Here is a 26042-nt window from a genome sequence, read left to right as displayed (position 1 = left end):
GGTTTTTCATTTAGCGGCTGATCGCTTTTTTAATAGCTCCCCAAGCCTCTTCTTTTCCTTTTTTCGTTTCAGAGGAGAATAGAATCAGCTCATCTTCAGGATTCATATCAAGCGTTTGCTTGACGACCTTTAAGTGCTTGTCCCATTTCCCTTTTGGAATTTTGTCTGCCTTTGTCGCGATGACAATGACCGGAATTCCGTAATACTTCAAGAATTCATACATGTTCACGTCATCCGCAGACGGGGCGTGCCTGAGATCGACAATCTGGACGCAGGCTTTCAGCTCTTCACGGGTTGTCATATAGGTTTCGATCATTCTTCCCCATGCTTCCCGCTCACTTTTTGAAACTTTTGCAAATCCGTAGCCCGGAACATCGACGAAATGCAATTCATCATTAATGATATAGAAGTTTAAGGTTTGTGTTTTCCCCGGCTTCGACGATGTTCTGGCAAGATTTTTCCGATTGATTAACGAGTTGATAAAAGATGACTTTCCTACATTTGATCTTCCGGCCAGCGCGATTTCCGGGAGTCCCCCTTCAGGGTACTGCTCGGGTTTGACCGCGCTGATCACGATTTCTGATTTTGTGACTTTCATTTCTTCTCTCCTACTAAGGAATATTCCAAAACGTCATCAAGATGCGAAACGAATATAAACTTCAGCCCATCTCTGACGCTTTCCGGGATATCCTCTATATCTTTTTCATTATCTTTAGGCGCAATAATAGTGGTCAGGCCGGCCCTGTGCGCGCCAAGCGCCTTTTCTTTCAGTCCGCCTATCGGGAGCACGCGCCCGCGCAATGTGATTTCACCCGTCATGCCGACCTCGCGTGACACCGGGCGCCCCGTTAATGCGGAAACGAGCGCCGTAGCCATTGTGATTCCGGCGGAAGGACCGTCTTTTGGCACCGCTCCTTCAGGGACGTGAATATGAATATCATGTTTTTCATGGAAATTCGGGTCAATTCCGAGCTCCTCTGCTTTCGAACGGACATAACTGAACGCAGCCTGCGCAGATTCCCTCATCACGTCACCGAGCTTCCCGGTCAGGATCAGCTTTCCTTTCCCCGGAGACAATGAGACTTCAATTGACAGCGTGTCACCGCCGACTGTTGTATATGCAAGACCCGTTACAACACCGACCTGATCTTCCGTTTCCGCCTGTCCGTACCTGAAAATCCGCTTTCCGATATAGTCAGCCAGATTTTTTTCTGTGACGGTAATCCGTTTTCTTTCTTTAGCGACAATGGCTTTTGCGGCCTTCCGGCAAATCGCGGCAATCTGGCGTTCAAGCGTTCTGACGCCGGCTTCTCTCGTATAATAGCGGATGATATCTATAATGGCTTGATCCCGAATCTGCAGGTTTCCCTTTGTCAGACCATGTTCTTTGATCTGTTTCGGGAACAGGTGGTCTTTTACGATTTCCAGCTTTTCAGTCTCAGTATAGCCGGATATGTTGATGATCTCCATTCTGTCTCTGAGAGGGCCCGGAATGGTGGCTAAGTTATTCGCCGTAGCGATAAAAAGCACCTTTGACAAGTCAAACGTCTCTTCAATATAGTGATCGCTGAATGTGCTGTTTTGCTCGGGGTCGAGTACTTCAAGCATTGCCGAAGACGGGTCTCCCCTAAAATCAGAAGACATTTTATCGATTTCATCAAGGAGAAAAACCGGATTCTGTTTGCCGGCTTTTTTCATGCCTTGAATGATGCGTCCCGGCATGGCTCCGACATATGTTCTCCGATGACCGCGGATTTCAGATTCATCACGGACACCGCCAAGTGAAACCCTTACAAAACGGCGGCCCATACTCGTACTGATCGATTTTGCCAATGATGTTTTTCCGACCCCGGGAGGTCCTGCCAAACAAAGAATCGGTCCCTTCAGCGTTTTCGTCAGCTGCTTAACCGCTAAATACTCAAGGATCCGTTCTTTTACTTTTTCTAAGCCGTGATGCTCCTTGTCTAAAATCTCACCCGCTTTTTTAATATCGAGCTTATCCTCTGTTTCATCCGACCACGGCAGGGCGATAAGCCAGTCAATATAATTGCGGATAACGGAGCTTTCAGCGGAACTGGACGGAACTTTTTCATAGCGGTTTAATTCCTTAAGGGCCGTTTCTTTGACGCGTTCGGGCATGCCTGCCTCTTCAATCTTTTCCGACAGCGTCTGAACCTCTCCCGTTTTCCCTTCTTTATCGCCGAGCTCCTTTTGAATGGCTTTCATCTGTTCGCGCAAGTAATATTCTTTTTGTGTTCGCTCCATCGAACGTTTAACGCGCTGACCGATTTTTTTCTCTATTTCCAGCACTTCTTTTTCATTATTGATGGAACGGATGACCTTATTTAAACGCTCTTTGATATCAGCCGTTTCTAAAATATCCTGCTTGTCCTTTAATTTGAGCGGCAGGTGGGAAGCGACGATATCTGCCATCCTGCCAGGCTCTTCAATATCAGTCACAGCCGCGTATGTTTCAGCGGAGATTTTTTTAGAAATTTTTATGTACTGGTCAAAGTGGTCCAGCAGCGTACGCATCAGCGCTTCGTCTTCCACGTCTTTAGAATCGTCCTCATGCATCAGCTGTATATCCACCGAAGTATAGTCTTCGAGCTCATTGTATTCAAGAATCTGCGCACGCTGAATCCCTTCTACCAACACCCGGATCGTACCGTTTGGAAGCTTCAGCATCTGTTTAATTTTAGTATAAGTGCCGACAGTGAAAATGTCCTCTTCACCCGGTTCATCTATCGAAATATCCTGCTGAGTGGCTAAAAAAATCATATGATCATGCATCATTGCCTGTTCAAGAGCCTGAACCGACTTATCACGGCCCACATCTAAATGCAAAACCATCGTCGGATATACCAATAAACCTCTTAAAGGGAGGAGCGGGATGCTGCGTTTTATATCTTCTGCCATTGACTGACACCTCCGTGACTTTAGTATGAACCATTATAATACAACTTTTTCATCGTTGTACAATTCCGGGATTGGAAATCACCGAATTACGCGTCTTGCAATAAAACAGTCTCTTCGTAGTATACCCTTTCTTTCTGTTTCGAAAAAGGAAAAGATGTCCTTCATAAAAAAACCCCATTGTAAAATGGGGTTAGACGGATTCTTTATTAATTTGAATGTCAAATGGTTTTTGTTCTGAAGGCGGATCGACTAATATGACGTCAAGCACCTCTTGGAACGTTTTGACCGCTTTAATGGTGATGCCGTCAATTCGTTTCAAAATCGATTGCTGGTTTTCATATGGGATAATAACCGTTTTCGCTCCAGCCTGCTTCGCCGCCTTGATTTTAGGTATGACACCGCCAATCGGTTTTACAAGTCCCGCGAGACTGATTTCTCCCGTCATGGCTACAGTATGATCAATAGGAATGCGATGAATGGCGGAAAAAATCCCCGCGGCCATCGCTATGCCCGCTGACGGGCCGTCAATCGGGCCTCCGCCGGGAAAGTTAACATGAATGTCATAGTCTGACGGTTTAATCCCCATTGTGCGAAGAACCGTTAAAACATTTTCCACCGATCCCTTCGCCATGCTTTTACGGCGGATCGACTTAGACTGGCTGCCGATGCTCTCTTCCTCTGCGATTCCCGTGATATTCAGGCTGCCTTTGTCCTGCGCAGGCGTGACATTCACTTCGATTTCAAGCAAAGCGCCGCTGTTCGGTCCGTAAACGGCAAGCCCGTTTACGATTCCGACTTGCGGTTTATCAGCGATTTTCTGCTCATTTTTAGGCGTGAGCTGACTCGAATGGACGACCCACTCAATATCTTCTATTGTAATCTCTTTTCTGTCCTCAGTGACCGCCATTCCTGCGGCAATCTGAATCATATTGACGGCTTCACGGCCGTTTCTCGTATACGTTGTCAAAACACTGAGAGCTTCATCAGAAATGTCTTTCTGAATTTTGTCCGCCGCTTTTTTCGCTACGGCTTTTAACTCATCCTTCTCAAGCTCGCGGAAAAACACTTCAAGGCAGCGCGAACGGATGGCCGGCGGGATTTCATTCGGCATTCTCGTTGTCGCCCCGATCAAGCGAAAATCCGCGGGAAGCCCGTTTTGAAAAATGTCATGAATATGATTCGGAATTTGTGTATTTTCCTCACTGTAATACGCACTGTCTAAAAATACTTTCCGGTCTTCAAGCACCTTCAGCATTTTGTTCATCTGAATGGGATGAAGTTCACCGATTTCATCGATAAACAGCACACCGCCGTGCGCATGTGTCACAGCCCCTTGCTTCGGCTGCGGAATACCGGCCTGGCCCATCGCGCCCGCTCCCTGATAAATCGGGTCATGCACGGAGCCGATAAGCGGATCGGCAATTCCCCGTTCATCAAAACGCGCCGTTGTCGCATCAAGCTCTACAAAAACAGCCTGCTCTTGAAATGGCGACTGTTTATGTTTTTTCGCCTCTTCTAACACCAGCCTGGCAGCAGCCGTTTTTCCGACCCCCGGCGGCCCGTAAACGATGACGTGCTGCGGATTAGGACCGCACAGCGCGGCTTTTAACGCTTTAATTCCGTCCTCCTGGCCGACAATGTCCTGAAAGCTTTTCGGGCGCACTTTTTCTGATAAAGGCTCTGATAAACTGATTGCCCGCATTTTCCGCAGCTGCTCCATTTCCTTTTTTGATTCTTTATCTATTGTCACTTTTTGTGTACGTTGATTTTTGAGCAGATTCCAAAAATATAATCCGATGACAATCCCAAAAAACAGCTGTACGAATAATGCGATCCCTGTCCAACTCATGCTGGTCCCTCCTGAAAAAACGATTTATGTATCCAATTCATTCCTCTGCCGATAGTATCGCCCAGTGAAGCACGGAATAAACATTTTCAGAAGGTCCCGAACAAGAAAAAAACCTCCTGAATCGAATGATTCAGGAGGTTTCATGATGTTACGCTGATGTTTTATCTTGGCCGACTACAGTACCGTCCTTTAAAACAAGGCGAGGTGCTTCTCCGTCTGCCACTGTCGCTCCGGTAATAACGCATTTTTCAATGTCGTCACGGGACGGCAGGTCAAACATGACGTCAAGCATGATACCTTCAATAATAGAACGCAGGCCGCGGGCGCCTGTTTTTCGCTCGATCGCTTTTTTCGCGATTTCAGACAATGCCTCTTCTTCAAATTCAAGCTCGACATCATCAAGTTCTAACATTTTTGTATACTGTTTGACGAGTGCATTTTTAGGCTTAGTCAAAATTTCGACCAATGCCGTTTCGTCAAGCTGCTCAAGGCTTGCAATAACAGGAAGACGACCGATAAATTCAGGGATCAGCCCGAAACGGAGTAAATCTTCCGGTAAAACTTTAGAGAGCAGCTCTTCTTTTTCTAAGTCGGCTGCTTTATTGTCAGAACCGAACCCGATCACTTTTTGTCCCAAACGGCGTTTAATAATTTGTTCGATGCCGTCAAAGGCACCTCCGCAAATGAACAAAATGTTAGTCGTGTCGATCTGAATGAATTCCTGATGAGGATGTTTGCGTCCTCCTTGCGGCGGTACGCTCGCAACTGTTCCTTCAAGAATTTTCAGAAGCGCCTGCTGGACGCCTTCACCTGATACGTCACGTGTAATAGACGGATTTTCAGATTTTCGCGCCACTTTATCAATTTCATCGATATAAATGATGCCTTTTTCCGCTTTTTCCACGTCATAGTCTGCTGCCTGAATAAGTTTCAGGAGAATGTTCTCCACATCCTCACCCACATAACCGGCCTCAGTTAAAGATGTAGCGTCTGCGATTGCAAACGGTACGTTCAAAATACGCGCAAGCGTTTGGGCAAGAAGCGTTTTTCCGCTTCCCGTCGGTCCGATCAATGAAATATTACTTTTAGAAAGCTCAACATCATCCACTTTACTGTTGGAGTTGATGCGTTTGTAATGGTTGTAGACCGCAACCGCAAGTGATTTCTTCGCCTGATCCTGTCCGATGACATATTCATTCAGGATCTCACGGATTTCCTGCGGCTTCGGAACGTCTTTAAATTCGACTTCTTCTTCAGTACCGAGCTCTTCCTCTACGATCTCTGTGCAGAGCTCGATGCATTCGTCGCATATATATACGCCCGGTCCTGCAACAAGCTTACGAACTTGATCTTGAGTCTTTCCGCAGAACGAGCATTTTAATTGTCCTTTTTCCTCGTTGAATTTAAACATTCTTTCACCCCTTAATCTTGTCTCACTTTTTCTTTTACCTGAAGGGCAAAAGAAAACGGTTCTTGAAACGATCGAGTATGTATTGCATTTTACCATACTTTCCAATAAGACGGTAACAATGTGTTTCGCACTTGCACATTCTATATGTATGACAAAAAACAGCCCGGCAATGACTATCTTGCCCCAAGAAAAAGAGTTATATCATAATTGTACAAAACAAGGCACGAATTACTCGCGCCCTGTTTTATTATGTCTATTATTATGAACCATATTAACGGTTTTCTACAAGAAAATCAATTGCTTTTCGAACTTTTAAATCTTCTTTCATCGCGTCAGTTGAGCCGATGGCTTGTTTGATGTTTTCAACAGGCATGTTGTATGCTTCAGCCATTTTAGTAAGCTCAGCTTCAACTTCTTCGTCTGTTACTTCAAGATTTTCAGCTTGAGCAATCGCTTCAAGAGTCAGGTTTGATTTTACGCGTTTCGCAGCATCTTCTTTCATTTGCTCTTTTAACGCGTTTTCGTCTTGTCCTGAGAATTGAGTGTAAAGCTCAAGGTTCATGCCTTGCATTTGCAGACGCTGTTCGAATTCTTTCAGCATACGGTCAAGCTCAGTGTCGATCATCGCTTGAGGCACGTCAGCTTCAGCGTTTTCAGATGCTTTCAGAACAAGCTCTTCGCGCAATTTAGCGTCAGCTTCGTTTTCTTTAGCTTCTTCAAGGCGTTTTTTTGTTTTCTCCGTTAATTCAGCAAGCGTTTCAACTTCTTCGTCAATGTCTTTTGCGAATTCGTCGTTAAGTTCAGGAAGCTCTTTCGCTTTGATTTCATGAATTTTCACTTTGAAAACGGCTGGTTTTCCAGCAAGCTCTTCAGCATGGTACTCTTCAGGGAATGTTACTTCAACATCCTTTTCAGCGCCAGCTTTAAGTCCTGTAAGCTGCTCTTCGAAGCCAGGGATGAATGAACCGGAACCTACTTCTAGTGAGTAGTTTTCCGCTTTTCCGCCTTCAAATGCTTCTCCGTCTACGAAACCTTCAAAATCAAGAACGACTGTGTCGCCGTTTTCAACAGCGCCTTCTTCTTTCACGACAAGCTCAGCCTGACGCTCCTGAAGCGCTTTTAGTTCGTTTTGAACGTCTTCGTCAGTTACGGCTGTGTCATCTTTTTCGATTCCTAAGCCTTTGTAATCGCCAAGCTTCACTTCAGGTTTTACTGTCACTTTCGCAGTGAAGATTAAGCTTTCGCCTTTTTCGATTTTTTCCACATCGATTTCAGGACGGTCTACAGGCTCGATACCCGCTTCTTCAATCGCTTTAGGGTATTCTACAGGAAGTAAAATATCCAGAGCATCTTGGTAAAGAGCTTCAACGCCGAAACGCTGTTCGAATAAACCGCGAGGAATTTTCCCTTTACGGAATCCAGGAATAGAGACTTGCTTAACTACTTTTTTAAATGCATCATCAAGAGCTGTTTTGAACGTTTCCGCATCAACTTCAACCGTTAAAACGCCTTCGTTGCCTTCTTGTTTTTCCCATTTTACAGACATGTGTTTCCCTCCAAAAATCTATTCAGGTTGTGTCGGTCTTCCATTCTAAAGCAATCCGCGGCTTTGTCAAAGAAAAAACCGCTTTGATCAGAATCATTATGTATACATTTTATAATGAACTGGCAGCCTGTCCAACCGTATTTCTCATTTCAGTTAAACCGCTATACATAAATACAACCACTATATTATAACATAACGCCTATCGCTTTCAACTATATGGCGTGATTTACAAATAAGAAATTTCTTCAATATCCTTAATCATCGTGCATGCTTCCTCCAGTTCTCGGCTGCTGAACTCGTACATCATGTGGAGTTCTTCCATCTCAATGTCAATGCCGTGCATCTCATAACCTACCTTATGGAGAGCGGCCGCCCATAAATCAGCGTTCAGCAGCTTGGGCTGAAAAGGATGCAGCACATACAAATGCCTTCTCCACAGCTCTTCAACGGCGGCATATAATGTAGGATTTTCATTGCCGAGGGTTTCATCAAGCACCCGCAGAACGCGATGTAAAATCGGCGCAGCATCAGGCTGAACCGTCTCACTCGGAATGGCAGTCATCGAATCGCCGAACTTTGTGATATGAACCGGTTTACTGTAGTCATGCTCGGCCATGAGAGTCAGAATCATCGTTTTTATAAGCGGGTGTGCACCCGGGTCTTGAAGAATCGTTTTTAACAGGCCCGTATATTTCGCGATATTGCGGTCTTTGAGTGAATGAATCAGATTCATTTGCTCAGCGGGGCTTTCCAGCACTTTTTCCGCATTGAGGACATCCTCATATTCTTCTTCCGCCCATGCCTCATCCTGCTGGGCAGGGTCCGTCATTTTCCGGCTGAATTCAAGCAGACGGTAAAATTGCTCCGCGCTTTCGGCAGGCAGCTGGTTTTCTTCCAGCACGGCTTCGATAGTGCTTTTGACTTCTTCATACTTTTTCAGCTGAATTAAGATGGTCATGTATACTTGCAGCACGGTAAAATAATGGCCGTACCCTTCATTCAGCATCTTTTCGCAAACTTGTTTTGCTTCTTCCAATTCCCCAAGCTCCAAAAAACAAATTGCCATTCCTAAATGCACGTCGGATTCAGTATCGTCGTGGCTCATCGCCTCTGAAAAGAACTCAAGGGCCTCTTGATACTTTTTGTCCTTCATGGCGGCCATTCCTTTATCCACCAAACGTTCCTTCAGACGGGGGAAAGGAATTATATTTGCTTTTCTTTTGTCATGCGTCATACCTATATTTCCTTTCAGGCGCTTATTTTGTTCAAGTGTATCAACACACGTAAGGAAACACAAGAAAGGATGGCATGTCAGGCAAAAAAAGCTGCCGAACAAATGTCGGACAGCTTTTTTCAGGCTTGAAGCCAAGAGCTTCTTTTTGATTCAAATTGCTGAATGTCATCCTCCAGCAAAAGCGTTAATGAAATTTCGTCATAACCGTTAACAAGCATTTCCTTCCAATGCGGATCGACGTCAAAAGAAATCTCCCGCCCCCCGCTGTCGCGAATGAGCTGGTTTTCAAGATCGACCGTCATCTCCAGTGACTGATTCTCATACTGGCCTGCGAGCTCTTTCCAGCTTTCATACGGCATACGAATCGGAAGCATACCGTTTTTGAAGCAGTTTTGATGGAATATATCAGCAAATGACGGCGCGATAATAATTTTGAACCCGTAATCGTCGAGCGCCCAAGGAGCGTGTTCCCGGGATGAGCCGCATCCGAAATTCTCTCCGGCAATTAAAATAGAAGCTCCTTCGTATGCCGGCTGGTTTAATTCGAATTCAGGGTTAGGCTCGCCGTTTTCAAGGTATCTCCAGTCAAAGAACGCGAAGCGCCCGTATCCGGTTCTTTCAATTCTTTTCAAAAATTGTTTCGGAATAATCTGATCCGTATCGACGTTAATCCGGTTTAAGACGGCCGCTTTTCCTGTATGTGTTTTTAAAGGTTCCACTTTTAGCGCACTCCTTACACAACTGTTTTTTCTTGATAAAACTTTCTCACATCGACGAAATGTCCGTGAATAGCGGCCATTGCAGCCATAGCCGGACTGACAAGATGTGTTCTCGCGCCTTTTCCTTGTCTTCCTTCGAAGTTGCGGTTAGAGGTGGAGGCGCATCGTTCTCCCTCAGGGACGACATCATTGTTCATGCTCAGACACATGCTGCATCCTGATTCTCTCCATTCAAAACCCGCATCCAGGAAAACGCGGTGAAGCCCTTCTTCCTCAGCCTGCTGCTTGACGCTTTGAGAGCCGGGTACTACAATGGCTCTGACGCTTTCAGCGACTTTCTGTCCTTTGATCATTTCCGCCGCCTGGCGAAGGTCTGTCATACGAGAATTTGTACAGGACCCGATAAAGACATGTTCAACTTTAATGTCTTCAATTTTTTGATTCGGTTCAATCCCCATGTACTCGTACGCGCGGATGGCCTCTTTTTGATCATCTTCTGACTGAATGCTGTCAGGCGCCGGAATCTCGGCATCGACAGGCAGAACCATGCCGGGGTTAATGCCCCACGTCACCATAGGAGAGATCTCGCTGCCGTCCAATACGATGGAATGATCATAAACAGCTCCCGGATCAGTTCTTAATGCTTTCCATTCTGCCGCTGCTTTTTCAAACTCTTCGCCTTTAGGCGTGTATTTGCGGTTTTTACAATATTCGATCGTTGTATCATCAGGAGCAATCAATCCTGCTCTTGCACCCGCTTCAATTGACATGTTGCAGACCGTCATGCGCTCATCCATTGACATGTTTCTGAATACTTCCCCGGTGTATTCAATCACATATCCCGTACCGAATCTCACCCCGTATTTGCCGATGACTGACAAAATAACATCCTTTGCGGTCACTCCTTTTTGAAGCGTGCCGTCAACGCGGACCTCAAGCGTTTTCGGCCGCTGCTGCCAAAGTGTCTGAGTAGAAAGGACATGCTCAACTTCACTTGTGCCGATCCCGAATGCGAGAGCGCCGAATGCACCGTGAGTCGATGTATGGCTGTCTCCGCAAACGATGGTTTTTCCGGGAAGTGTCAGACCCAGTTCAGGCCCGACAACGTGGACGATTCCCTGGTCCGCGCTGTGCAGATCCGCAAGGCGGACGCCAAACTCCTCACAATTTCGTTCAAGCGCTGTCACTTGGCGTTTTGCGACTTCATCTTTAATGTCAAACCGGTTGACCGTCGGAATGTTGTGGTCCATCGTCGCAAACGTATTTTGCGGCCGTCTGACCTTTCTCCCCTTTTGCCTTAACCCTTCAAATGCCTGAGGAGATGTCACCTCATGGATTAAGTGCAGATCAATATAGAGAAGGTCGGGTTTTCCTTCACTGCTTTTTACTACATGCCGATCCCAAATCTTTTCGATGATTGTTCGAGGCATCATCTTTATTTCCTCCCTCTACCTATGAACTAAGACCGCTTCCTTAAAGCCGTCACACTATCGATTTTGTATGCGCGCAGGCTAATGCCGCTTTTACTTCTTCAGTGATCTCACGAGTGCCGGAATATTCAGCGCCTCTCGCTATATCTCGTGTCCGCTTGCCGTCTGCAAGCACCTTGCTGACTGCCTGCTCTACAGCCCGGGCTTCGTCTTCAAGACCGAATGATGTTCTCAAAAGCATCGCCGCCGATAAAATCGCCGCAAACGGATTGGCCATTCCTTTACCCGCGATATCAGGCGCCGAGCCATGCACGGGTTCAAACAAGTGAAGCCCTGAGCTTGATAAGCTGGCTGACGGCAGCATGCCGAGCGAGCCTGTAAGCATAGATGCTTCATCGCTCAAAATATCACCGAACATATTCTCTGTCACAATTACATCAAACTGATTCGGAGCATAGATCAGCTGCATCGCGGCATTATCGACAAGCATATGTTCAAGCGTCACATCAGGAAATTCTTTCGCGATCTCATTTGCTGTTTCGCGCCAGAGCCTGCTTGATGAAAGTACGTTGGCTTTATCAACTGACGTCACCTTTCCTTTTCTGCCGGCTGCCATTTTAAAAGCCTCTCTGACGACGCGTTCGATTTCTTCCTTTTTATAAAAAAGCGTATCGACTGCTTCCTGCTCTCCCGCTTCATTGACATACTGTCTGCTCGGCTGTCCGAAATAGAGGCCGCCCGTCAATTCGCGGACGATCACAAAATCGACGCCATTAATGTATTCTTTTTTTAATGGGGATGCTTCAGAAAGGCTTTCAAATACTGTCACGGGACGCAAATTTGCAAACAAGCCGAGTTTTTTTCTGATCCCGAGCAGCCCTTTTTCAGGTCTGAGTTCAGGAGGGTTTTGGTCCCATTTCGGTCCGCCGACCGCCCCGAGTAAGATCGCGTCCGATTTTTCACAAAGGGCAACCGTTTCCTCAGGGAGCGGGTTTTGATGTGCATCAATCGCTGCTCCTCCAATCAGCCCGTTTTCAAATTCAAATTCATGTCCGAATTGTTCGGCAACACTTTTCAGCACATCTGCGGCTGATTCCGCCACTTCCGGTCCGATCCCGTCACCGGGAAGCAAAGCTATCCGTTTCTTCAAATGAACCGTTCTCCTTTCGATTACGAGCTGACCGCAGTCTGTCTCTTTAATCCGTCTATATTACAGTCAAAGACCAATTGCCGGTTAACAGCATTCAGATAGGCTTTCGCAGAGGCCTCCAGAACATCCTGCGCAATGCCCCGCCCTGACGATTCCTTTCCGTTTACAGTCACTCTCACGTATACTTGGGCTAAGGCGTCTTCGCCTTTTCGGTTAGATTGAATGCGGTAGTCCAAAAGCTTAATATCTTTATCGATGCAGCGGCCGAGCGTATTATAAACGGCTTCTACACTTCCGGCTCCCGTTGCGGCTTCTTGAATCAGCTGCTCATTCTCCTGATTTTTCAGAGAAACAGTGGCCGTCGGCACCTGTGAAGTGCCGTAATGCACTTGCAGAGACAAAAATTCATAGCCGACCTTTTTGTCTGTCACTTTTTCTTCTAAAATAAGAGAAATCAAATCATCATCAGTGATTTCTTTTTTCTTCTCAGTCAACTCTTTAAACATCGTAAAAAATTTGTTGATTTCTTCAGCATCAAACTGGAATCCCAGCATGTTCAGGCGGTCTTTGAACGCATGGCGCCCGGAATGTTTGCCGAGAACAAGCGCATCTGCAGTTACGCCGACAAGCTCAGGTGAGATAATTTCATATGTTGATTTTTCTTTCAGGAAGCCGTCCTGGTGAATACCGGATTCATGTGCAAAAGCATTATCTCCGACGATTGCTTTATTGCGGGGAACAGCCATACCCGTCAGTTTGCTGACAAGATCACTCGTCCGCTTCAACTCGTGAAGCGTGAGAGATGAATCAGCTTGATAAACATCATTTCTGACATGTAGCGCCACGGCGATTTCTTCAAGCGCCGCGTTTCCGGCTCTTTCACCGATTCCGTTTATGGCGCATTCAATTTGGCCGGCCCCGTTTTCAATCGCAGCCAGTGAGTTAGCCACCGCCATCCCGAGATCGTCGTGGCAATGAGCTGACAGCTTTACCTGATCGATATTCGGAACGTTTTCTTTCATATATTTAAAGATGTTTCCGTATTCCGCAGGTGTCAGGTACCCGACTGTGTCAGGCAGGTTGATTACACTTGCGCCGGCATCAATGACTTTTTCCACTATTTCCGCCAAGAATGGAAGCTCGGTCCGGCAGGCGTCCTCCGCCGACCATTGGACAATCGGGAAGCGTTCTTTCGCATACTTCACCATCTCAACGGCTTTATCCGCAACCTCTTCACGCGTCATTTTTAATTTGTGCTTCAGGTGGATGTCAGAGGTCGCGATAAAGACGTGAATCCGCGGGCTGACACCGTCTTTCAGCGCTTCCCAGGCTGCGTCGATATCACCTTTCACAGAGCGGGCAAGCCCTGTTACGGAACAATTTTTAATCGTTCTTGCGATTTCCTGTACGGCTAAAAAATCTCCTCGGGATGAAGCGGGAAATCCCGCTTCAATAATGTCCACCCCGAGTCTTTCAAGCTGCTTGGCTATGGTCAGCTTCTCCCGGGCGTTCAGGTTAACCCCGGGAGACTGTTCACCGTCACGAAGCGTCGTGTCGAAAAAATTAATTTTGCGCAACGGAGACCACCGCTTCCTTCTTTTTGCCTTGTTTGACAAACGGCATCATTTCACGAAGTTTTTTGCCGACCACTTCGATTTGATGTTCGTTTTCACTAGTGTTGATCGCGTTGAAACGCGGACGGTTTACTTGGTTTTCTACGATCCATTCTTTTGCGAATGTGCCGTTTTGAATGTCAGTTAATACTTGTTTCATAGATTCTTTTACTTTCTCATCGACTACGCGCGGGCCTGATACGAAATCTCCCCACTGAGCCGTATCGGAGATTGAGTATCTCATGCCCGCCAATCCTTCTTCGTACATCAGGTCTACGATTAGTTTCAATTCGTGCAGACACTCAAAGTATGCGAGTTCAGGCTGATAGCCGGCTTCTGTCAATGTTTCAAAACCTGCTTTGACAAGTGACGTTAATCCTCCGCAAAGAACAGCCTGCTCACCGAATAGATCTGTTTCTGTTTCTTCTTTAAATGTTGTTTCTAAAACACCTGCGCGCGCTCCGCCGATTCCTTTGGCGTAAGCAAGAGCGGTATCTTTCGCTTCGCCGGATACATCTTGATAGATGGCAAACAATGCCGGCACCCCTGCGCCTTGCTCGTACGTTCTTCTGACAAGATGGCCCGGTCCTTTAGGCGCTACCAGGAATACGTCTACGTCGGCAGGAGGTACGATCTGATGGAAATGAACGTTAAATCCGTGCGCGAAGACCAATGATTTTCCGGCAGTCAGTTCATCTTTAATTTCAGCTTCATATACTTTTTGCTGCTGTTCGTCAGGAAGAAGAACCATAATGATGTCTGCTTGTGCAGCCGCTTCTCTTACTGAGCATACTTTGTGTCCGTCTTCTTGGGCCTGCGTAAAAGATTTTCCTTGTCTGACACCGACAACTACGTCAATTCCGCTTTCTTTTAAGTTGAGCGCATGTGCATGCCCTTGTGAACCGTAACCGATAATTGCTACTTTTTTGCCTGCCAATACGTTCTCTTTGATATCACCGTTATAATATACTTTTACCATTTTAATCTCTCCCTTGTTTGTGTTATACAATTGAAATTGTTTTATTGGATGACGCCTTTTGCTGGGTTCCCCTCGCAAAAGCCGTTGTGCCTGTTCTCGCGATTTCTTTAATGCCATAAGGCTTGAGGAGCTCAATGAGCGCTTCAATTTTGTTAGATTCGCCGGTGACCTGTACGACGATGCTGTCTCTTGAAACATCAACGACGGAGGCTCTGAACGGTTCAATGATTCCATTGATTTCCGTCCTTGCCGACGGGGCTGAAACGACTTTAATTAAAGCCAGTTCCCGCTGTACGATAGATTGGTTTGTAATATCAGTCACTTTCAGCACATCAATTTGTTTGTTAAGCTGCTTTGTCAGCTGTTCGACATCATTTTCGCCTTCCACATGGACGACAAATGTAATCCTTGAAACACCGCTGGTTTCTGTGTGGCCGACAGTGATGCTTTCGATATTATAGTGTCTTTTTGTAAACAGGCCGGTGATCCGGTTTAAAACCCCGGAGCGGTTTACCACCGTTAATGTAATAATGCGTTTCAAGGTTTCACCCCCACCATTTCATGAAGTCCTTTGCCGGGCGCAATCATCGGAAATACTTTTTCCTCCCTTGCGACCCGAACGTCAATAACAACCGGCTCTTTTGATGTCAGCGCTTCTCGCAGCTGTTCATTCGCTTCCTCTTCTGCCGAAATTCTGATGCCTTTAATGCCGTAGGCTTCTGACAATTTCACAAAGTCAGGCTGCGCTGAGAATTTCGATTCAGAATAGCGCTCTTCGTAAAAAATTTCCTGCCACTGCCTTACCATACCCAGACATTCATTGTTTAAGATGACCACTTTCACCGGAAGATTCAGCTGCCTGATGACATCTAATTCCTGCAGCGTCATTTGGAATCCGCCGTCCCCTAAGACAGCGACAACCGTAGCGTTTTTATCGGCCAGCTGCGCTCCGATGGCTGCCGGAAGACCGAAGCCCATCGTGCCGAGGCCTCCTGATGTGACCCACTTATCGGCTTTTTGGAAAGGATAAAATTGAGCGGTCCACATTTGGTGCTGACCGACGTCTGTCACTACAATCGCCTCACCGTTTGTGAATTGGTGAATATACTCAATCAGTTTTTGAGGTTTAAAGCCCTCTTCTCTGTTCTCTGTATACCAAAGCGGATATTCTTCCTTCCACTCTGTCAGCTGCTGCTTCCATTCATCCGTTTGCCCTTGTTTTCCGTTTTGCTTCATTAATTCCTGAAGAACGATTTTACTGTCGCCGACTACCGGAATTTGCGTTTCGATAATTTTCCCGATTTCCGCAGGATCAATATCGATATGAGCCACTTTGGCAGACTTTGCGAAATGCTTCAGATTTCCGGTAACGCGATCGTCAAAGCGTGCGCCGATGCTGATGAGAAGATCACAGTGATAAAGCGCCATATTGGCTGTATATGTGCCGTGCATTCCCGCCATTCCCAAAAAGAGCGGGTGGTCGGCAGGGAAGCCGCCAAGACCGAGAAGTGTATGCGCTACAGGAATTTGCTGCTGCTCAACATAATTTTTTAAATCTTCTGAAGCTTTACCGTGCAAAACGCCCGCACCGGCTAAAATGACCGGTTTTTTCGCACTGCTGACAGCCTCTACGAGCTTGCGGATCTGCAGGTAGTTAGGCTCTTTTACCGGCTGATATCCCGGCAGATTCACCTTGTGATCATATCTGAATTCACCTTCAAAGGACGCTACATCCTTTGGAATATCTATTAATACAGGACCCGGTCTGCCCGTCGTCGCAATATGAAAAGCCTCTTTGATGATGCGCGGAAGATCTTCCGGATGGCGAACCTGATAGCTGTGCTTCGTAATCGGCATTGTAATTCCTAAAATATCAGCTTCTTGAAAGGCGTCACTGCCGATCACCGAAGTGGCCACCTGCCCGGTAAATACAACGAGCGGCAGAGAATCAATCATCGCATCCGCAATCCCCGTCACTAAGTTTGTCGCGCCAGGCCCCGAAGTGGCGATAACGACTCCGGGTTTGCCCGATACCCTCGCATAGCCTTCAGCCGCATGAATCGCGCCTTGCTCGTGGCGGGGGAGAATGTGAACCATTCCTGAGTGATACAGCTTATCGTAAATCGGAAGAACGGCTCCTCCCGGATACCCGAAAATCATCTCGACATTTTCTTTCTTTAAAGACTCAATCAGCATTAATGCCCCGTTCATTGTCTTTGTACATTCGGCAGACAAGGCATCCGCCTGTACATTTGTTCCCATTTCATTTCCTCCTTTTCAACGTCTTAAAATGAATTCAAAATCCCGCGTCAGCTGACGCAAACAAAAAAGCCTTCTCACCCACATTCAGCCAAGCATTTCATGCGATAGCCAAAAGGGGCGAAAAAGCTTTACTTTCCGCGGTACCACCCTTGTTTACGGTCTTTTACTGACCGTCTCATGGATAATTTCTATCCGTTTTGATAACGAGTAAACATAACAGTTCACTCGGCCGAGTCCTACTCTTTACATTTCAGACCGGCACTCTGAGGCGAGTTCACTTTGATTTGTTTTGCCGGTTCTCAGCGTTCCCGGCTCTCTGTGAAAAACTTCAGCAAAGCTACTTATCCTCATCTGCGCTTTTTATTATTGCAGCTCTCTTCACTCGAAAAGACCCTTCAACCTTTGTTTTTTTCAGTGTTTTATAAGTTTTCTCTTTAGTGTGAATCATTTGTTTATTTTTGTTTGAACTCATATTACGCCCGTTTGAAGGCAGTGTCAACAGCATTTTTATAATTATTAGATAATTTAGATTAATCAATCTATTTTGTATACGCTTTCATTATTGATTTATAAGGATCTATAAACATTAAAAGTTTTTATAATTTTTTTGTTAATCTCCTAAGATTACCCGAAAATTTTCTGCCTTCATACGAACATGTCATATTTTATTACGCATTTCTGCCGTGGGACTTGTAAGATAATCCGCTCGAATGATACAGGCTCTTTACGGAGATATAAGCATACACTGTTCTTATCTTGCGAAGAAATGAGTGATGTAATGAATAAGATGTTTTCAGGCATGCAAGGTCTGCCTCCCGGATTTCCGCCTTTACCGGTCCTGCCGCCCCAGGCTTATTATCCTTCACCGCCGATGCAGACATATCCTTATCACCACGTATCTCCTTACCAGCATGGAGGATACCCCGCACACGGCTACGGACAGCAGCCGATGCAAAGCACGCTGGGATACAGCGCACAGCAATACACCCCTTATCCGGCATTGACTGATATTGGGGGAAGCGTCAGCACCGGGTCACATCCGGGCGCCATCGGAGCCGGCAGCTTTAGCGGCGGACATTCCGGAGGCTTCAGCGCGCCGGGCGGATTCAGATAACGGAAACCGGCCGAATAAGGCCGGTTTCTCTATCTCTGTCCGTCTGTTTACAATGTATATCGGTCATTCCATCGATTGACTTCCTGCTCCATATAATAGTCATCTCTCGACACTTCTACAATGCTTAAATGGCATTGAGTGATCAAAAATTGTTTACATTCCTAAAACAGCTCTTCTTTTCCGCAAAAAATCGTTTCTATATTGTTATTTTTATATGCAAATGCGTACTTCAAACGTATATTCCTCCCGCTGTCTTTCTATATGAAGAAAAGAAACACAGAATTCTATTACCTAAGGCCGCCTTAAGATTATTTACATATATTTATTACGGTAAATAGTTAATTAGGTTTCATATATATAAAAATATTTTACATTTGTTTCTTTTAATACGAGTCATTAGTTACGTATTTAATAAAATTCGAACTAATAATCATTCAAAACAAAAAAACCTCAAACCCAGCATAAGGTTTGAAGTTTTTTTCATACGTCCCAGGAGAGATTCGAACTCTCGACCGACGGCTAGAAGGCTGTACCATTTAGTTTTTACATTTTTATAGAATGTTCAGGAATACTTTTAAATAAACGTTTGTAAGCCTTTTTTGTTTTATGGTGAGTTAAAATTCCTCTACTTTTCATCGTTTTTTTGGATTTCGGTATCCTAACGGGATACCTGATTTGTTTTTATATCGATTTTATATATTTTTATACCTTTTCTTTTCATTTGAAAAATCCTTATAGACTAAAACAGCAACAAAAATAAAACTTAGACTAACAACCCGGAAGATCATCTCTAAACTAATCCATTCAGCTAAAATCCCTAATACAAATGCGCTAACTCCAACACCAACGTCAAAACTGGAAAGAAAGGTTGCGTTGGCAGCGCCGCTTTTTTCTTCACTTACCTTTTGAACCGTCCATGTTTGTAAACATGGCATAACAGTTCCATAACCAGCGCCAAATAAAATCGCTGCAATAATAAGATAAAGATTATTTGTCGTATAAGACAGCATGACAAGTGACAAAAATCCTAGAACTGCTGCCACAACGATGATAGACCAAGGTCCTTTTTTGTCATACCATTTTCCTGTAAACGGACGCAGTAAAGTAGAGACAGTCGCATTGATAAGGAAGAATAGAAAAATATGATCTAATCCCTTTTGTTTTCCAAAAAGAACTAAAAAAGTAATGATCGCTCCAAAACTAAGTGTTGTAATAACCGTCAGTAACGCTGGGAACCATGCGTCTTTTTCAAAAATCGCTTCAAAAAATTGAAATGGCTGCCTCTCTTGTTTAACAGGAGCAGGTGAATATACAAATTGAAGCGCAATTACTGCCAATAGACTGAGTACTACGGATGACCAAATTAAAATATTGAAGGAAAAAGAGCCATAGATAAGGATACCTACACTCGGCGCAATGATAGCCCCGACCGTTGTTGAAATAGAAAAATACCCTATACCTTCTCCTAACCGTGTCTTAGGAATTAAATCGACTACAATTGTACTATTGGCTGTGGTTGATACCCCCCACGCTGCGCCATGGAAGAGTCGTAACAATAGCAAAAGCCAAATAATATGAAGAAAAGGATATAGCATTGTAATAATCATTAAAGCTATACTTGCAATAATGGCAAGACTTTTCCGTTGGTTATCAATTAAATAGTACCCTACAAAAGGTCTGATTAGAACAGCGCCTAGTGTAAATAATGTTGTCATTAGACCTACTTGAATGGAAGAGGCATTCATGCTTAACAAATAGGCTGGTAAAATAGGCAGCAACATTTCAAACCCTATAAATACTAAAAAGTTACTTATAAATAAAAATAGAAATGATTTATTAAAGATTTTTTGTTTTTTCATATTATTACTCCTCGCTTCTAATTATTTTTCTAAATTAGAAGCGTTTGGAACACTGAAACGTTTCTATATTGCCTAAGTTTTTTAAACAATTATCTCACCCTTTCTAAAACTCCTGGGACCACACCAATTATTGCAACTTGGTTTTTCATTATTTGATGGTTCCTTACCTGATCTTTGTCCACTTTTTCATGAATTTCATCCAACAAGAGACTGTATACACGTATTCATCTCAATTCTTCACCTGTATAACGCAAAAAGACGCCATATAAAACCGGCGTCTGGTTATTGCTTAGTATTTAATCAAGATGCACAAACCATTTAAGGGTTTTCTGCAGATTCTAAAATAAAAAGACAAAAAGCTTCCGGTCGCTGGTCTCTATATGAAGTTTGCTTAAAAAAGGACAGACTGGTCCCATTGAAAGTAAATCTCCTAGATGTAAATATGACTTTACTTCTGTTGCAATTCTTCTGAAAACAGCTTCCATGACTTTTTGCCTCCTTTCTTAGTAGTAGTAAATAGTTTTATCTATTTTAATATATGTTGATAAAAAAGCAAATTCATCTGAGGAACAGTTATTGGCAATTAATCATACAAGCTGCTGCCATTTTAGGAGCGCGTGAAGGAGAGACAGCTGCAATCGAAGATAAGCATCTAGACTTCACTAACAACGTTATAACGATTGACCAAGCATTTGTAACAGTTGAAGGCCAAGGTTTGATTTTAAAATCTACGAAATCTGATAGAGCGAGAAAAGTATCTGTACCTGCTGAGCTAATGAAGGCTTTTAAAAAGTTACGTTTACTAAAGCTAGAGCAACAAATGGAAAATGAAAAATTTATGGAAGTGGCCAGGACATCTATTTTTATTCTCCAATGAATATGGACACCCTTACAGATATGAGCTCCTTTGCAAAATGTATAAAAAATAAAAACCTTACAAACAGCGTGGTTGTAAGGTTTTTTGTAGCGTCCCAGGAGAGATTCGAACTCCCGACCGACGGCTTAGAAGGCCGTTGCTCTATCCAGCTGAGCTACTGGGACATGAAAATAATACAATTCCGATAATCATTTTAACATAGTTTTAATACAATTACAACATGTAAAAAGACAGGTTAATCGATAAAAAAGGCCAGCGCTATCAGGTTTCACTCTGATTTCACCAGCTCTTTTTTCGTACGTCCCAGGAGAGATTCGAACTCCCGACCGACGGCTTAGAAGGCCGTTGCTCTATCCAGCTGAGCTACTGGGACAGCTTTTACTTATGTATCAGCGACAAGATTTATTATATACAGGTTCAAAAGATAAGTCAATGATTTTTTAGAAACTTTTTCATGGGGAAGAAATGATTCTTCCCCATGAACATTAAAAGCAGATTTTATTTTCCATGCCGCTGATTTCCCGTCCTGATTCATCATAAAAAGTCACGTTTGCTTCATCATTTGACAAGGTAAGAATGGCATAGCTCTTGACATTTCGCACTCTCGGCAGGCGGATGCTGCCCGGGTTGATCAAAAGCTTGCCGCGCAGCATTTCACTGCCGGCAATATGTGAATGCCCAAAGCAGATGATGTCCGCTCCCAGCTCTTCCGCCCGGTAGAAAACAGTTAACAGAGACTGTTTAATGCCGTGAAGATGTCCGTGAACAACGAGGATTTTTCTTGAGCCTGCGGATATAAGGAGTTCGTCCTTAAACCCGCCGCCCATATCACAGTTGCCTTTTACTGCATGATACGGTTTGAGCGCCGGATGTGCGGCTTCGAGCTCTGAATCACCGCAATGAATCAAAAGATCAGCTTCAGCCTCATGCCGCTTGGCAATTGCGCTCAGCTCGTCCTCGAGCCCGTGGCTGTCGCTTATGACCAAAACTTTCATAGCAAAACGCCCTCCTCTTACGAATCCAGCAGTTTTGACAGTTTTTTGAGCGCGTCAGCTCTGTGGCTGATTTTGTTTTTTTCAGCGCTTGTCAGCTGAGCCATCGTTTTATCTTTATCCTTCACGATAAAGACGGGATCATAGCCAAAGCCGTTGTTTCCGGCAGGCTCTTTTGCGATATACCCTTCAACGTGCCCTTCGACTGTTTTTGTTTCCCGTCCCGGCATGCTGACGGCCAGCGCGCAGCGGAAACGGGCGGTGCGCTGCTCTTTTTCAATGCCTTTTAATTCAGAAAGCACCTTTTCTATATTGGCCGTATCGTCTTTTGATTCGCCGGCATAACGGGCGGAGTATACGCCCGGTCTGCCGCCCAGATTGTCTACCGATAAACCTGAGTCGTCTGCAATGACCATTTTGTTTACGGCTTTGGCGACGGCCTCTGCTTTTAAAATGGCGTTTTCTTCAAAGGTTTGTCCGGTTTCTTCTATGTCTTCCGTAAATCCGATCTCCGCCAATGAGAAGACGCTGTAGCCTTTCGGTTCAAGTATCTCCTTAAATTCTTTTACTTTTCCAGGATTGTGTGTCGCAATAATTGCTTCTTTCACGCTGATCAAGCCTTTCTATCGTTATTTCAGTTCAGGCAGCGAATCTCCCAGCACTTCTTTTTGCTTTTGAATGAGTGTTTGGATTCCTTCTTCCGCAAGGCTTAAAAGTCCGTTTAAATCCTCGCGTGAGAAGGTAGCTTCTTCTCCCGTTCCCTGAAGCTCCACAAAACGGCCGCTCCCCGTCATAATGATATTCATGTCAACTTCAGCCGCAGAGTCTTCTTCATAATTTAAATCTAAAAGAAGCCCTTGCTCTTTATCAATTCCGACAGATATGGCCGCAAGATAATCTGTCACCGGAGACGTTTTGATGACGCCGGTTTTTACGAGTTTGCCGATAGCGATGGCCATTGCCAGAAATGCGCCGGTAATGGAGGCGGTTCTTGTGCCGCCGTCGGCCTGAATGACGTCGCAGTCAATCCAGATCGTCCGTTCGCCGAGCTTCTCCAAATCAACGACAGCCCGAAGCGCACGCCCGATCAGACGCTGAATTTCCATCGTTCTGCCGGACACTTTTCCTTTTGATGATTCTCTTATCGTTCTTTGATTTGTTGCGCGCGGGAGCATGCTGTATTCCGCGGTAATCCAGCCTTTTCCCCCTCCCCGTAAAAATGGCGGCACCCGGTCCTCCACTGATGCGTTACAGATGACCTTTGTATTCCCCGCCGTAATTAAAACAGAGCCTTCCGGGTGAGTGATAAAATCCAAATCAAATGTGATGGGACGCAGCTCATCATGCTGTCTTCCGTCGTGTCTCATATTTTACCTCCGATTATATGTACATAAACCTTTTTGTTCCGGATGATGAATAAAGAAAGAGGCAGCCGGAACGCTAACCTCTTTTTTACTAGTATATCAAAAATCCCAAATTAAAAACTACCCGTATTCACTTGTGACGGTCTTGAAACAGGTTTTGAAAGGGATTCTCCTTTTTCATTCACAAGTTCTGATTTTCCGTTTACTTTTATAGAAACACTTTTTACCGACGGCTGCTCCGTTAATGTCAGCACAATGCTGTCCAGCACGCCCGAGGACACCATTTTTGTTTTTTCATCTGCGCTTCCGTAAATTGAGCTGTTAAAATCCAGCGTGACCTGCCCGTCTTTTACTTTCGGCTTGCTGAGCAGTTTGACATCGTTATTGAAATCGGTCAGCAGCCCGCTTGCTTTGCCCGGCCCGTCTGCCAGTTGTTCTATGGCGGCGGCAATGTCATTTTTCTCCGAATTCTCAATCCGTTTTGTGACAGGCACGTAATACTCGCTGTTCTCTGTTTCCGCCAAGTAATAGACAGTAAGAGGATGCGTATCCGTCAGATCGTTAACACCGGCCGTTTCAATATTAATCCCGTCTTTTCTGCTTACATCGCTTGTAATCGGAGTGCCGCCCACAGGCATTTCTTTCAGCTCATGTCCGTTGATCCTGAGCTGGACTTTGTCTATTGAGCTGAATTGAGTGAGTGTCCATGTAACGGACTGAAGGATTTTTTGCTCATCTTCCTTTTTATAGTTTTTAAACTCTTTAGAGAAATCAGCGACTGCGGTGCCGTCTTTTTTAATGTCAACGTTAACCGTCGTATCGGCGGGGAGCACGGCTCTGAAGCCATTCGGGAGAATTTCCGATACAGGTCCGCCCTGTACCAGATACTCAAGCGCCTGCTTCGCGCTTCCTTCGCTATTCGGAAGAGGCAGCGTCTGTGCCGCAACGTAGCCGTTTTTATCAATCAAATACAGCTCTCTCATTACCGTATTCGCGGGCTGCTCGGCTTTAGAGGTGCTGTTTTTTTCTGATTGCTTCGTTTTTGCCTGAATACCCGTTTCATCCTTTACGTATGAAACGTCTTGAGGCGGATCAATCTCCCCGGCTGTTTTATCGGATTGAAACAAGCCGCATCCTGATAAAACAAAAGCCGAAGTAAGACATGTTGCAGCAATGACTGCAGGTCCTTTTTTCAGCATACTTTTCCCTCCTAAGGCTGTTTGTACTATGATGTATACGAGCCCCTTTCAGGAAATAGACCGAGATTTTCCGGGAAGCGCAAAAAAACCCGCTTTTCACGGCGGGTTTTGTGATTTATTTTCTGACCGGCTCTTGGAGCGAAATGCACTCGACATGACCGATTTCATGGCCGAACCAGTCTTCAGCAATTTTTGCAAATCGGTTTCGCTCTCCCGTTGTGAGAAATTGATGCTCCGGCATATGTTTCGATTGGTTTAACAAGCCTTTATATGAAAGAATGGTGCTGACTTCCCTCGCTGTTTCGTCACCGGAGGAAATAATCTTTACATGCTCCCCTATATAGCTTTGGATCGGCTCTTTCAGAATCGGATAATGCGTGCACCCCAAAATCAGGGTGTCGATCGGTGTCCCCTTCAGCGGATACAGCGATGCTTCAACGGCTTCCTCCGCTGTTTCATTAAGAAACCGCCCGCTTTCCACAAACGGCACAAGCAGCGGACAAGCCGTATTTTCAACGTGAAGCCCGGCATTTAAATTAAGCAGCGCCTGTTCATAAGCTCCGCTTTTGATCGTATTTACAGTGCCGATGACGCCGATATGCTGATTTTTCGTCACCTTTATCGCCGTCCTCGCCCCCGGCTGAATTACGCCGACAACCGGAATGTCCGTTTTTGCCTGAATATCTTCCAATGCGATTGCCGTCGCCGTATTGCAGGCGATCACGAGCATTTTAATGTGGTGGTTCTCCAGCAGGTAATTGGTCATTTCCCACGTATATTGAAGCACTTCCCGTTCAGGACGCGGGCCGTATGGGCAGCGTTTCGTGTCTCCCACATAAATGATATTTTCCTTCGGTAGCTGTCTCATGATTTCCTTAGCAACGGTTAACCCGCCAACCCCGGAATCAATGACTCCTATCGGCTGTTCCAACAAAATCGCCTCATTTTCTTTTCATTTCATGCTGCAGTTTCAGTAATGATTTTTCGAAGACGGCTATTTCCTCATCGGAAAATGTTTCGAACATATCACGCAAATAGGCCTGCCTTTTTAAAATCACTTCTTGAATAATGCGTTCTCCTTCAGCGAGAAGATGAATTCTGACGACACGTCTGTCAGCCGGATCCTTCACCCGCTCGACAAGCTTATTTTTTTCCATGCGGTCAATCAGATCCGTCGTCGTGCTGCAAGCCAAATACATTTTGCCTGATAATTCGCCTATTGTCATATCCCCCAACTCGTACAGCCATTGAAGACCCACGAACTGCGGCGGTGTAATTGCATATTGGTTAAGGATTTCTCTTCCTTTTTGTTTAATGATTGCAGCGATATGGCGGAGTGATTTTTCGATATCCGCAACATGCTCTACAGATTTTGATGTCATTTGTCCATCCCTCACTCAAGGATCTTTCTGGGCTTATGTGCTCCGTGTCTATTTTCCTTCTTTTTTTAAGAAAATGCAAGACTGACAGAGAAAAAGGAAGAGTAAGGTATACGGAATTCCGATGCAAAACAAATAACCGGCTC

At 45.1% G+C, this 26042-nt stretch carries 23 protein-coding genes, 2 tRNA genes, 1 pseudogene and 1 other annotated feature; of the genes and pseudogenes, 2 read left to right on the top strand and 24 right to left on the bottom strand.

What is annotated here, in order from left to right:
• Positions 1–10: 10 nt before the first annotated feature.
• The 13 genes from yihA to ilvB all read right to left on the bottom strand — a co-directional run bounded on the left by yihA (position 11) and on the right by ilvB (position 17112).
• Complete coding sequence (yihA, locus tag J7E26_RS09595; RefSeq protein ID WP_214798083.1) at positions 11–598, bottom strand: ribosome biogenesis GTP-binding protein YihA/YsxC; 588 nt, start codon at positions 596–598, stop codon at positions 11–13.
• Positions 595–2919 (bottom strand): endopeptidase La, encoded by a 2325-nt coding sequence (gene lon, locus J7E26_RS09590; protein WP_214798082.1) that lies wholly within the window; start codon positions 2917–2919, stop codon positions 595–597. Before lon ends, yihA begins: the two co-directional genes overlap by 4 nt.
• 190 nt (positions 2920–3109) lie before the next feature.
• A complete protein-coding gene (gene lonB / locus J7E26_RS09585; RefSeq protein WP_214798080.1) occupies positions 3110–4768 on the bottom strand; it encodes an ATP-dependent protease LonB in 1659 nt (552 codons plus the stop codon).
• Between the two features lie 148 nt (positions 4769–4916).
• Entirely contained in the window at positions 4917–6179 is a 1263-nt protein-coding gene (clpX, locus tag J7E26_RS09580) for an ATP-dependent protease ATP-binding subunit ClpX (RefSeq protein ID WP_061522998.1), read from the bottom strand.
• A gap of 271 nt (positions 6180–6450) precedes the next feature.
• Positions 6451–7725, bottom strand: a complete 1275-nt coding sequence (gene tig / locus J7E26_RS09575) for a trigger factor (protein WP_214798078.1) — start codon at positions 7723–7725, stop codon at positions 6451–6453.
• A gap of 226 nt (positions 7726–7951) precedes the next feature.
• Positions 7952–8959 carry a tetratricopeptide repeat protein gene (gene ddcA, locus J7E26_RS09570; protein WP_214798076.1) on the bottom strand — a complete coding sequence of 336 codons (1008 nt, stop codon included), beginning with the start codon at positions 8957–8959 and terminating at the stop codon, positions 7952–7954.
• A 119-nt stretch (positions 8960–9078) separates the two neighbouring features.
• Entirely contained in the window at positions 9079–9678 is a 600-nt protein-coding gene (gene leuD, locus J7E26_RS09565; protein ID WP_214798074.1) for a 3-isopropylmalate dehydratase small subunit, read from the bottom strand.
• Between the two features lie 14 nt (positions 9679–9692).
• On the bottom strand, positions 9693–11111 hold the full coding sequence (leuC, locus tag J7E26_RS09560; RefSeq protein ID WP_214798072.1) for a 3-isopropylmalate dehydratase large subunit: 1419 nt from the start codon (positions 11109–11111) through the stop codon (positions 9693–9695).
• Positions 11112–11160: 49 nt separating this feature from the next.
• Complete coding sequence (gene leuB / locus J7E26_RS09555; protein ID WP_214798070.1) at positions 11161–12258, bottom strand: 3-isopropylmalate dehydrogenase; 1098 nt, start codon at positions 12256–12258, stop codon at positions 11161–11163.
• A 20-nt stretch (positions 12259–12278) separates the two neighbouring features.
• Positions 12279–13835, bottom strand: coding sequence for a 2-isopropylmalate synthase (locus tag J7E26_RS09550; RefSeq protein ID WP_214798068.1), 1557 nt, complete (start codon positions 13833–13835; stop codon positions 12279–12281).
• Entirely contained in the window at positions 13822–14850 is a 1029-nt protein-coding gene (gene ilvC / locus J7E26_RS09545; RefSeq protein ID WP_214798066.1) for a ketol-acid reductoisomerase, read from the bottom strand. The genes J7E26_RS09550 and ilvC overlap by 14 nt, the downstream gene beginning before the upstream one ends.
• 22 nt (positions 14851–14872) lie before the next feature.
• Positions 14873–15391 carry an acetolactate synthase small subunit gene (ilvN, locus tag J7E26_RS09540; protein WP_003152598.1) on the bottom strand — a complete coding sequence of 173 codons (519 nt, stop codon included), beginning with the start codon at positions 15389–15391 and terminating at the stop codon, positions 14873–14875.
• On the bottom strand, positions 15388–17112 hold the full coding sequence (gene ilvB / locus J7E26_RS09535) for an acetolactate synthase large subunit (protein ID WP_214798064.1): 1725 nt from the start codon (positions 17110–17112) through the stop codon (positions 15388–15390). The genes ilvN and ilvB overlap by 4 nt, the downstream gene beginning before the upstream one ends.
• Positions 17113–17222: 110 nt before the next feature.
• Positions 17223–17475, bottom strand: a binding site (T-box leader).
• A gap of 415 nt (positions 17476–17890) precedes the next feature.
• Here ilvB and J7E26_RS09530 point away from each other — a divergent pair.
• On the top strand, positions 17891–18226 hold the full coding sequence (locus J7E26_RS09530; RefSeq protein WP_214798062.1) for a DNA helicase: 336 nt from the start codon (positions 17891–17893) through the stop codon (positions 18224–18226).
• Positions 18227–18273: 47 nt separating this feature from the next.
• Here J7E26_RS09530 and J7E26_RS18260 read toward each other — a convergent pair.
• The 3 genes and pseudogenes from J7E26_RS18260 to J7E26_RS09520 all read right to left on the bottom strand — a co-directional run bounded on the left by J7E26_RS18260 (position 18274) and on the right by J7E26_RS09520 (position 20570).
• Positions 18274–18459: pseudogene (locus J7E26_RS18260) on the bottom strand (hypothetical protein).
• Between the two features lie 459 nt (positions 18460–18918).
• Entirely contained in the window at positions 18919–20085 is a 1167-nt protein-coding gene (locus J7E26_RS09525) for an MFS transporter (RefSeq protein WP_214798060.1), read from the bottom strand.
• Positions 20086–20423: 338 nt separating this feature from the next.
• Positions 20424–20570, bottom strand: a complete 147-nt coding sequence (locus J7E26_RS09520; RefSeq protein ID WP_003327077.1) for a hypothetical protein — start codon at positions 20568–20570, stop codon at positions 20424–20426.
• A 53-nt stretch (positions 20571–20623) separates the two neighbouring features.
• Between J7E26_RS09520 and J7E26_RS09515 the strand changes: the two genes are divergently transcribed.
• Positions 20624–20962, top strand: a complete 339-nt coding sequence (locus J7E26_RS09515; RefSeq protein ID WP_214798058.1) for a site-specific integrase — start codon at positions 20624–20626, stop codon at positions 20960–20962.
• Positions 20963–21052: 90 nt separating this feature from the next.
• Here the strand turns inward: J7E26_RS09515 and J7E26_RS09510 are convergent.
• From J7E26_RS09510 to J7E26_RS09475, 8 genes are all read right to left on the bottom strand, one after another.
• Positions 21053–21126, bottom strand: a tRNA-Arg gene (locus tag J7E26_RS09510).
• A 135-nt stretch (positions 21127–21261) separates the two neighbouring features.
• A tRNA-Arg gene (locus J7E26_RS09505) sits at positions 21262–21335 on the bottom strand.
• 112 nt (positions 21336–21447) lie between these two features.
• Entirely contained in the window at positions 21448–21957 is a 510-nt protein-coding gene (locus J7E26_RS09500) for a YfcE family phosphodiesterase (RefSeq protein WP_214798056.1), read from the bottom strand.
• A gap of 17 nt (positions 21958–21974) precedes the next feature.
• Entirely contained in the window at positions 21975–22571 is a 597-nt protein-coding gene (locus J7E26_RS09495) for an XTP/dITP diphosphatase (protein WP_214798055.1), read from the bottom strand.
• 12 nt (positions 22572–22583) lie between these two features.
• Complete coding sequence (gene rph, locus J7E26_RS09490; protein WP_061523020.1) at positions 22584–23321, bottom strand: ribonuclease PH; 738 nt, start codon at positions 23319–23321, stop codon at positions 22584–22586.
• 110 nt (positions 23322–23431) lie between these two features.
• Entirely contained in the window at positions 23432–24517 is a 1086-nt protein-coding gene (locus tag J7E26_RS09485; RefSeq protein ID WP_214798054.1) for a GerMN domain-containing protein, read from the bottom strand.
• Between the two features lie 115 nt (positions 24518–24632).
• Positions 24633–25451, bottom strand: a complete 819-nt coding sequence (gene racE, locus J7E26_RS09480; protein ID WP_214798053.1) for a glutamate racemase — start codon at positions 25449–25451, stop codon at positions 24633–24635.
• A 7-nt stretch (positions 25452–25458) separates the two neighbouring features.
• A complete protein-coding gene (locus J7E26_RS09475) occupies positions 25459–25899 on the bottom strand; it encodes a MarR family winged helix-turn-helix transcriptional regulator (protein ID WP_214798052.1) in 441 nt (146 codons plus the stop codon).
• Between the last annotated feature and the right edge of the window lie 143 nt (positions 25900–26042).

This window comes from Bacillus sp. ISL-51 (genome assembly GCF_018613535.1).
GTDB lineage: Bacteria > Bacillota > Bacilli > Bacillales > Bacillaceae > Bacillus.
Note: the sequence above shows the minus strand (reverse complement) of the source record. Positions and strands in the feature narration are given on the sequence as shown.

What these genes read in the sequence shown, in the direction of transcription:
- yihA (WP_214798083.1), bottom strand. Translation starts at nt 598, where the DNA reads ATGAAAGTCACAAAATCAGAAATCGTGATCAGCGCGGTCAAACCCGAG.
- lon (WP_214798082.1), bottom strand. Translation starts at nt 2,919, where the DNA reads ATGGCAGAAGATATAAAACGCAGCATCCCGCTCCTCCCTTTAAGAGGT.
- lonB (WP_214798080.1), bottom strand. Translation starts at nt 4,768, where the DNA reads ATGAGTTGGACAGGGATCGCATTATTCGTACAGCTGTTTTTTGGGATT.
- clpX (WP_061522998.1), bottom strand. Translation starts at nt 6,179, where the DNA reads ATGTTTAAATTCAACGAGGAAAAAGGACAATTAAAATGCTCGTTCTGC.
- tig (WP_214798078.1), bottom strand. Translation starts at nt 7,725, where the DNA reads ATGTCTGTAAAATGGGAAAAACAAGAAGGCAACGAAGGCGTTTTAACG.
- ddcA (WP_214798076.1), bottom strand. Translation starts at nt 8,959, where the DNA reads ATGACGCATGACAAAAGAAAAGCAAATATAATTCCTTTCCCCCGTCTG.
- leuC (WP_214798072.1), bottom strand. Translation starts at nt 11,111, where the DNA reads ATGATGCCTCGAACAATCATCGAAAAGATTTGGGATCGGCATGTAGTA.
- ilvC (WP_214798066.1), bottom strand. Translation starts at nt 14,850, where the DNA reads ATGGTAAAAGTATATTATAACGGTGATATCAAAGAGAACGTATTGGCA.
- ilvB (WP_214798064.1), bottom strand. Translation starts at nt 17,112, where the DNA reads ATGGGAACAAATGTACAGGCGGATGCCTTGTCTGCCGAATGTACAAAG.
- J7E26_RS09530 (WP_214798062.1), top strand. Translation starts at nt 17,891, where the DNA reads ATGAATAAGATGTTTTCAGGCATGCAAGGTCTGCCTCCCGGATTTCCG.
- J7E26_RS09525 (WP_214798060.1), bottom strand. Translation starts at nt 20,085, where the DNA reads ATGAAAAAACAAAAAATCTTTAATAAATCATTTCTATTTTTATTTATA.
- J7E26_RS09520 (WP_003327077.1), bottom strand. Translation starts at nt 20,570, where the DNA reads ATGGAAGCTGTTTTCAGAAGAATTGCAACAGAAGTAAAGTCATATTTA.
- J7E26_RS09515 (WP_214798058.1), top strand. Translation starts at nt 20,624, where the DNA reads ATGTTGATAAAAAAGCAAATTCATCTGAGGAACAGTTATTGGCAATTA.
- J7E26_RS09500 (WP_214798056.1), bottom strand. Translation starts at nt 21,957, where the DNA reads ATGAAAGTTTTGGTCATAAGCGACAGCCACGGGCTCGAGGACGAGCTG.
- rph (WP_061523020.1), bottom strand. Translation starts at nt 23,321, where the DNA reads ATGAGACACGACGGAAGACAGCATGATGAGCTGCGTCCCATCACATTT.
- J7E26_RS09485 (WP_214798054.1), bottom strand. Translation starts at nt 24,517, where the DNA reads ATGCTGAAAAAAGGACCTGCAGTCATTGCTGCAACATGTCTTACTTCG.
- J7E26_RS09475 (WP_214798052.1), bottom strand. Translation starts at nt 25,899, where the DNA reads ATGACATCAAAATCTGTAGAGCATGTTGCGGATATCGAAAAATCACTC.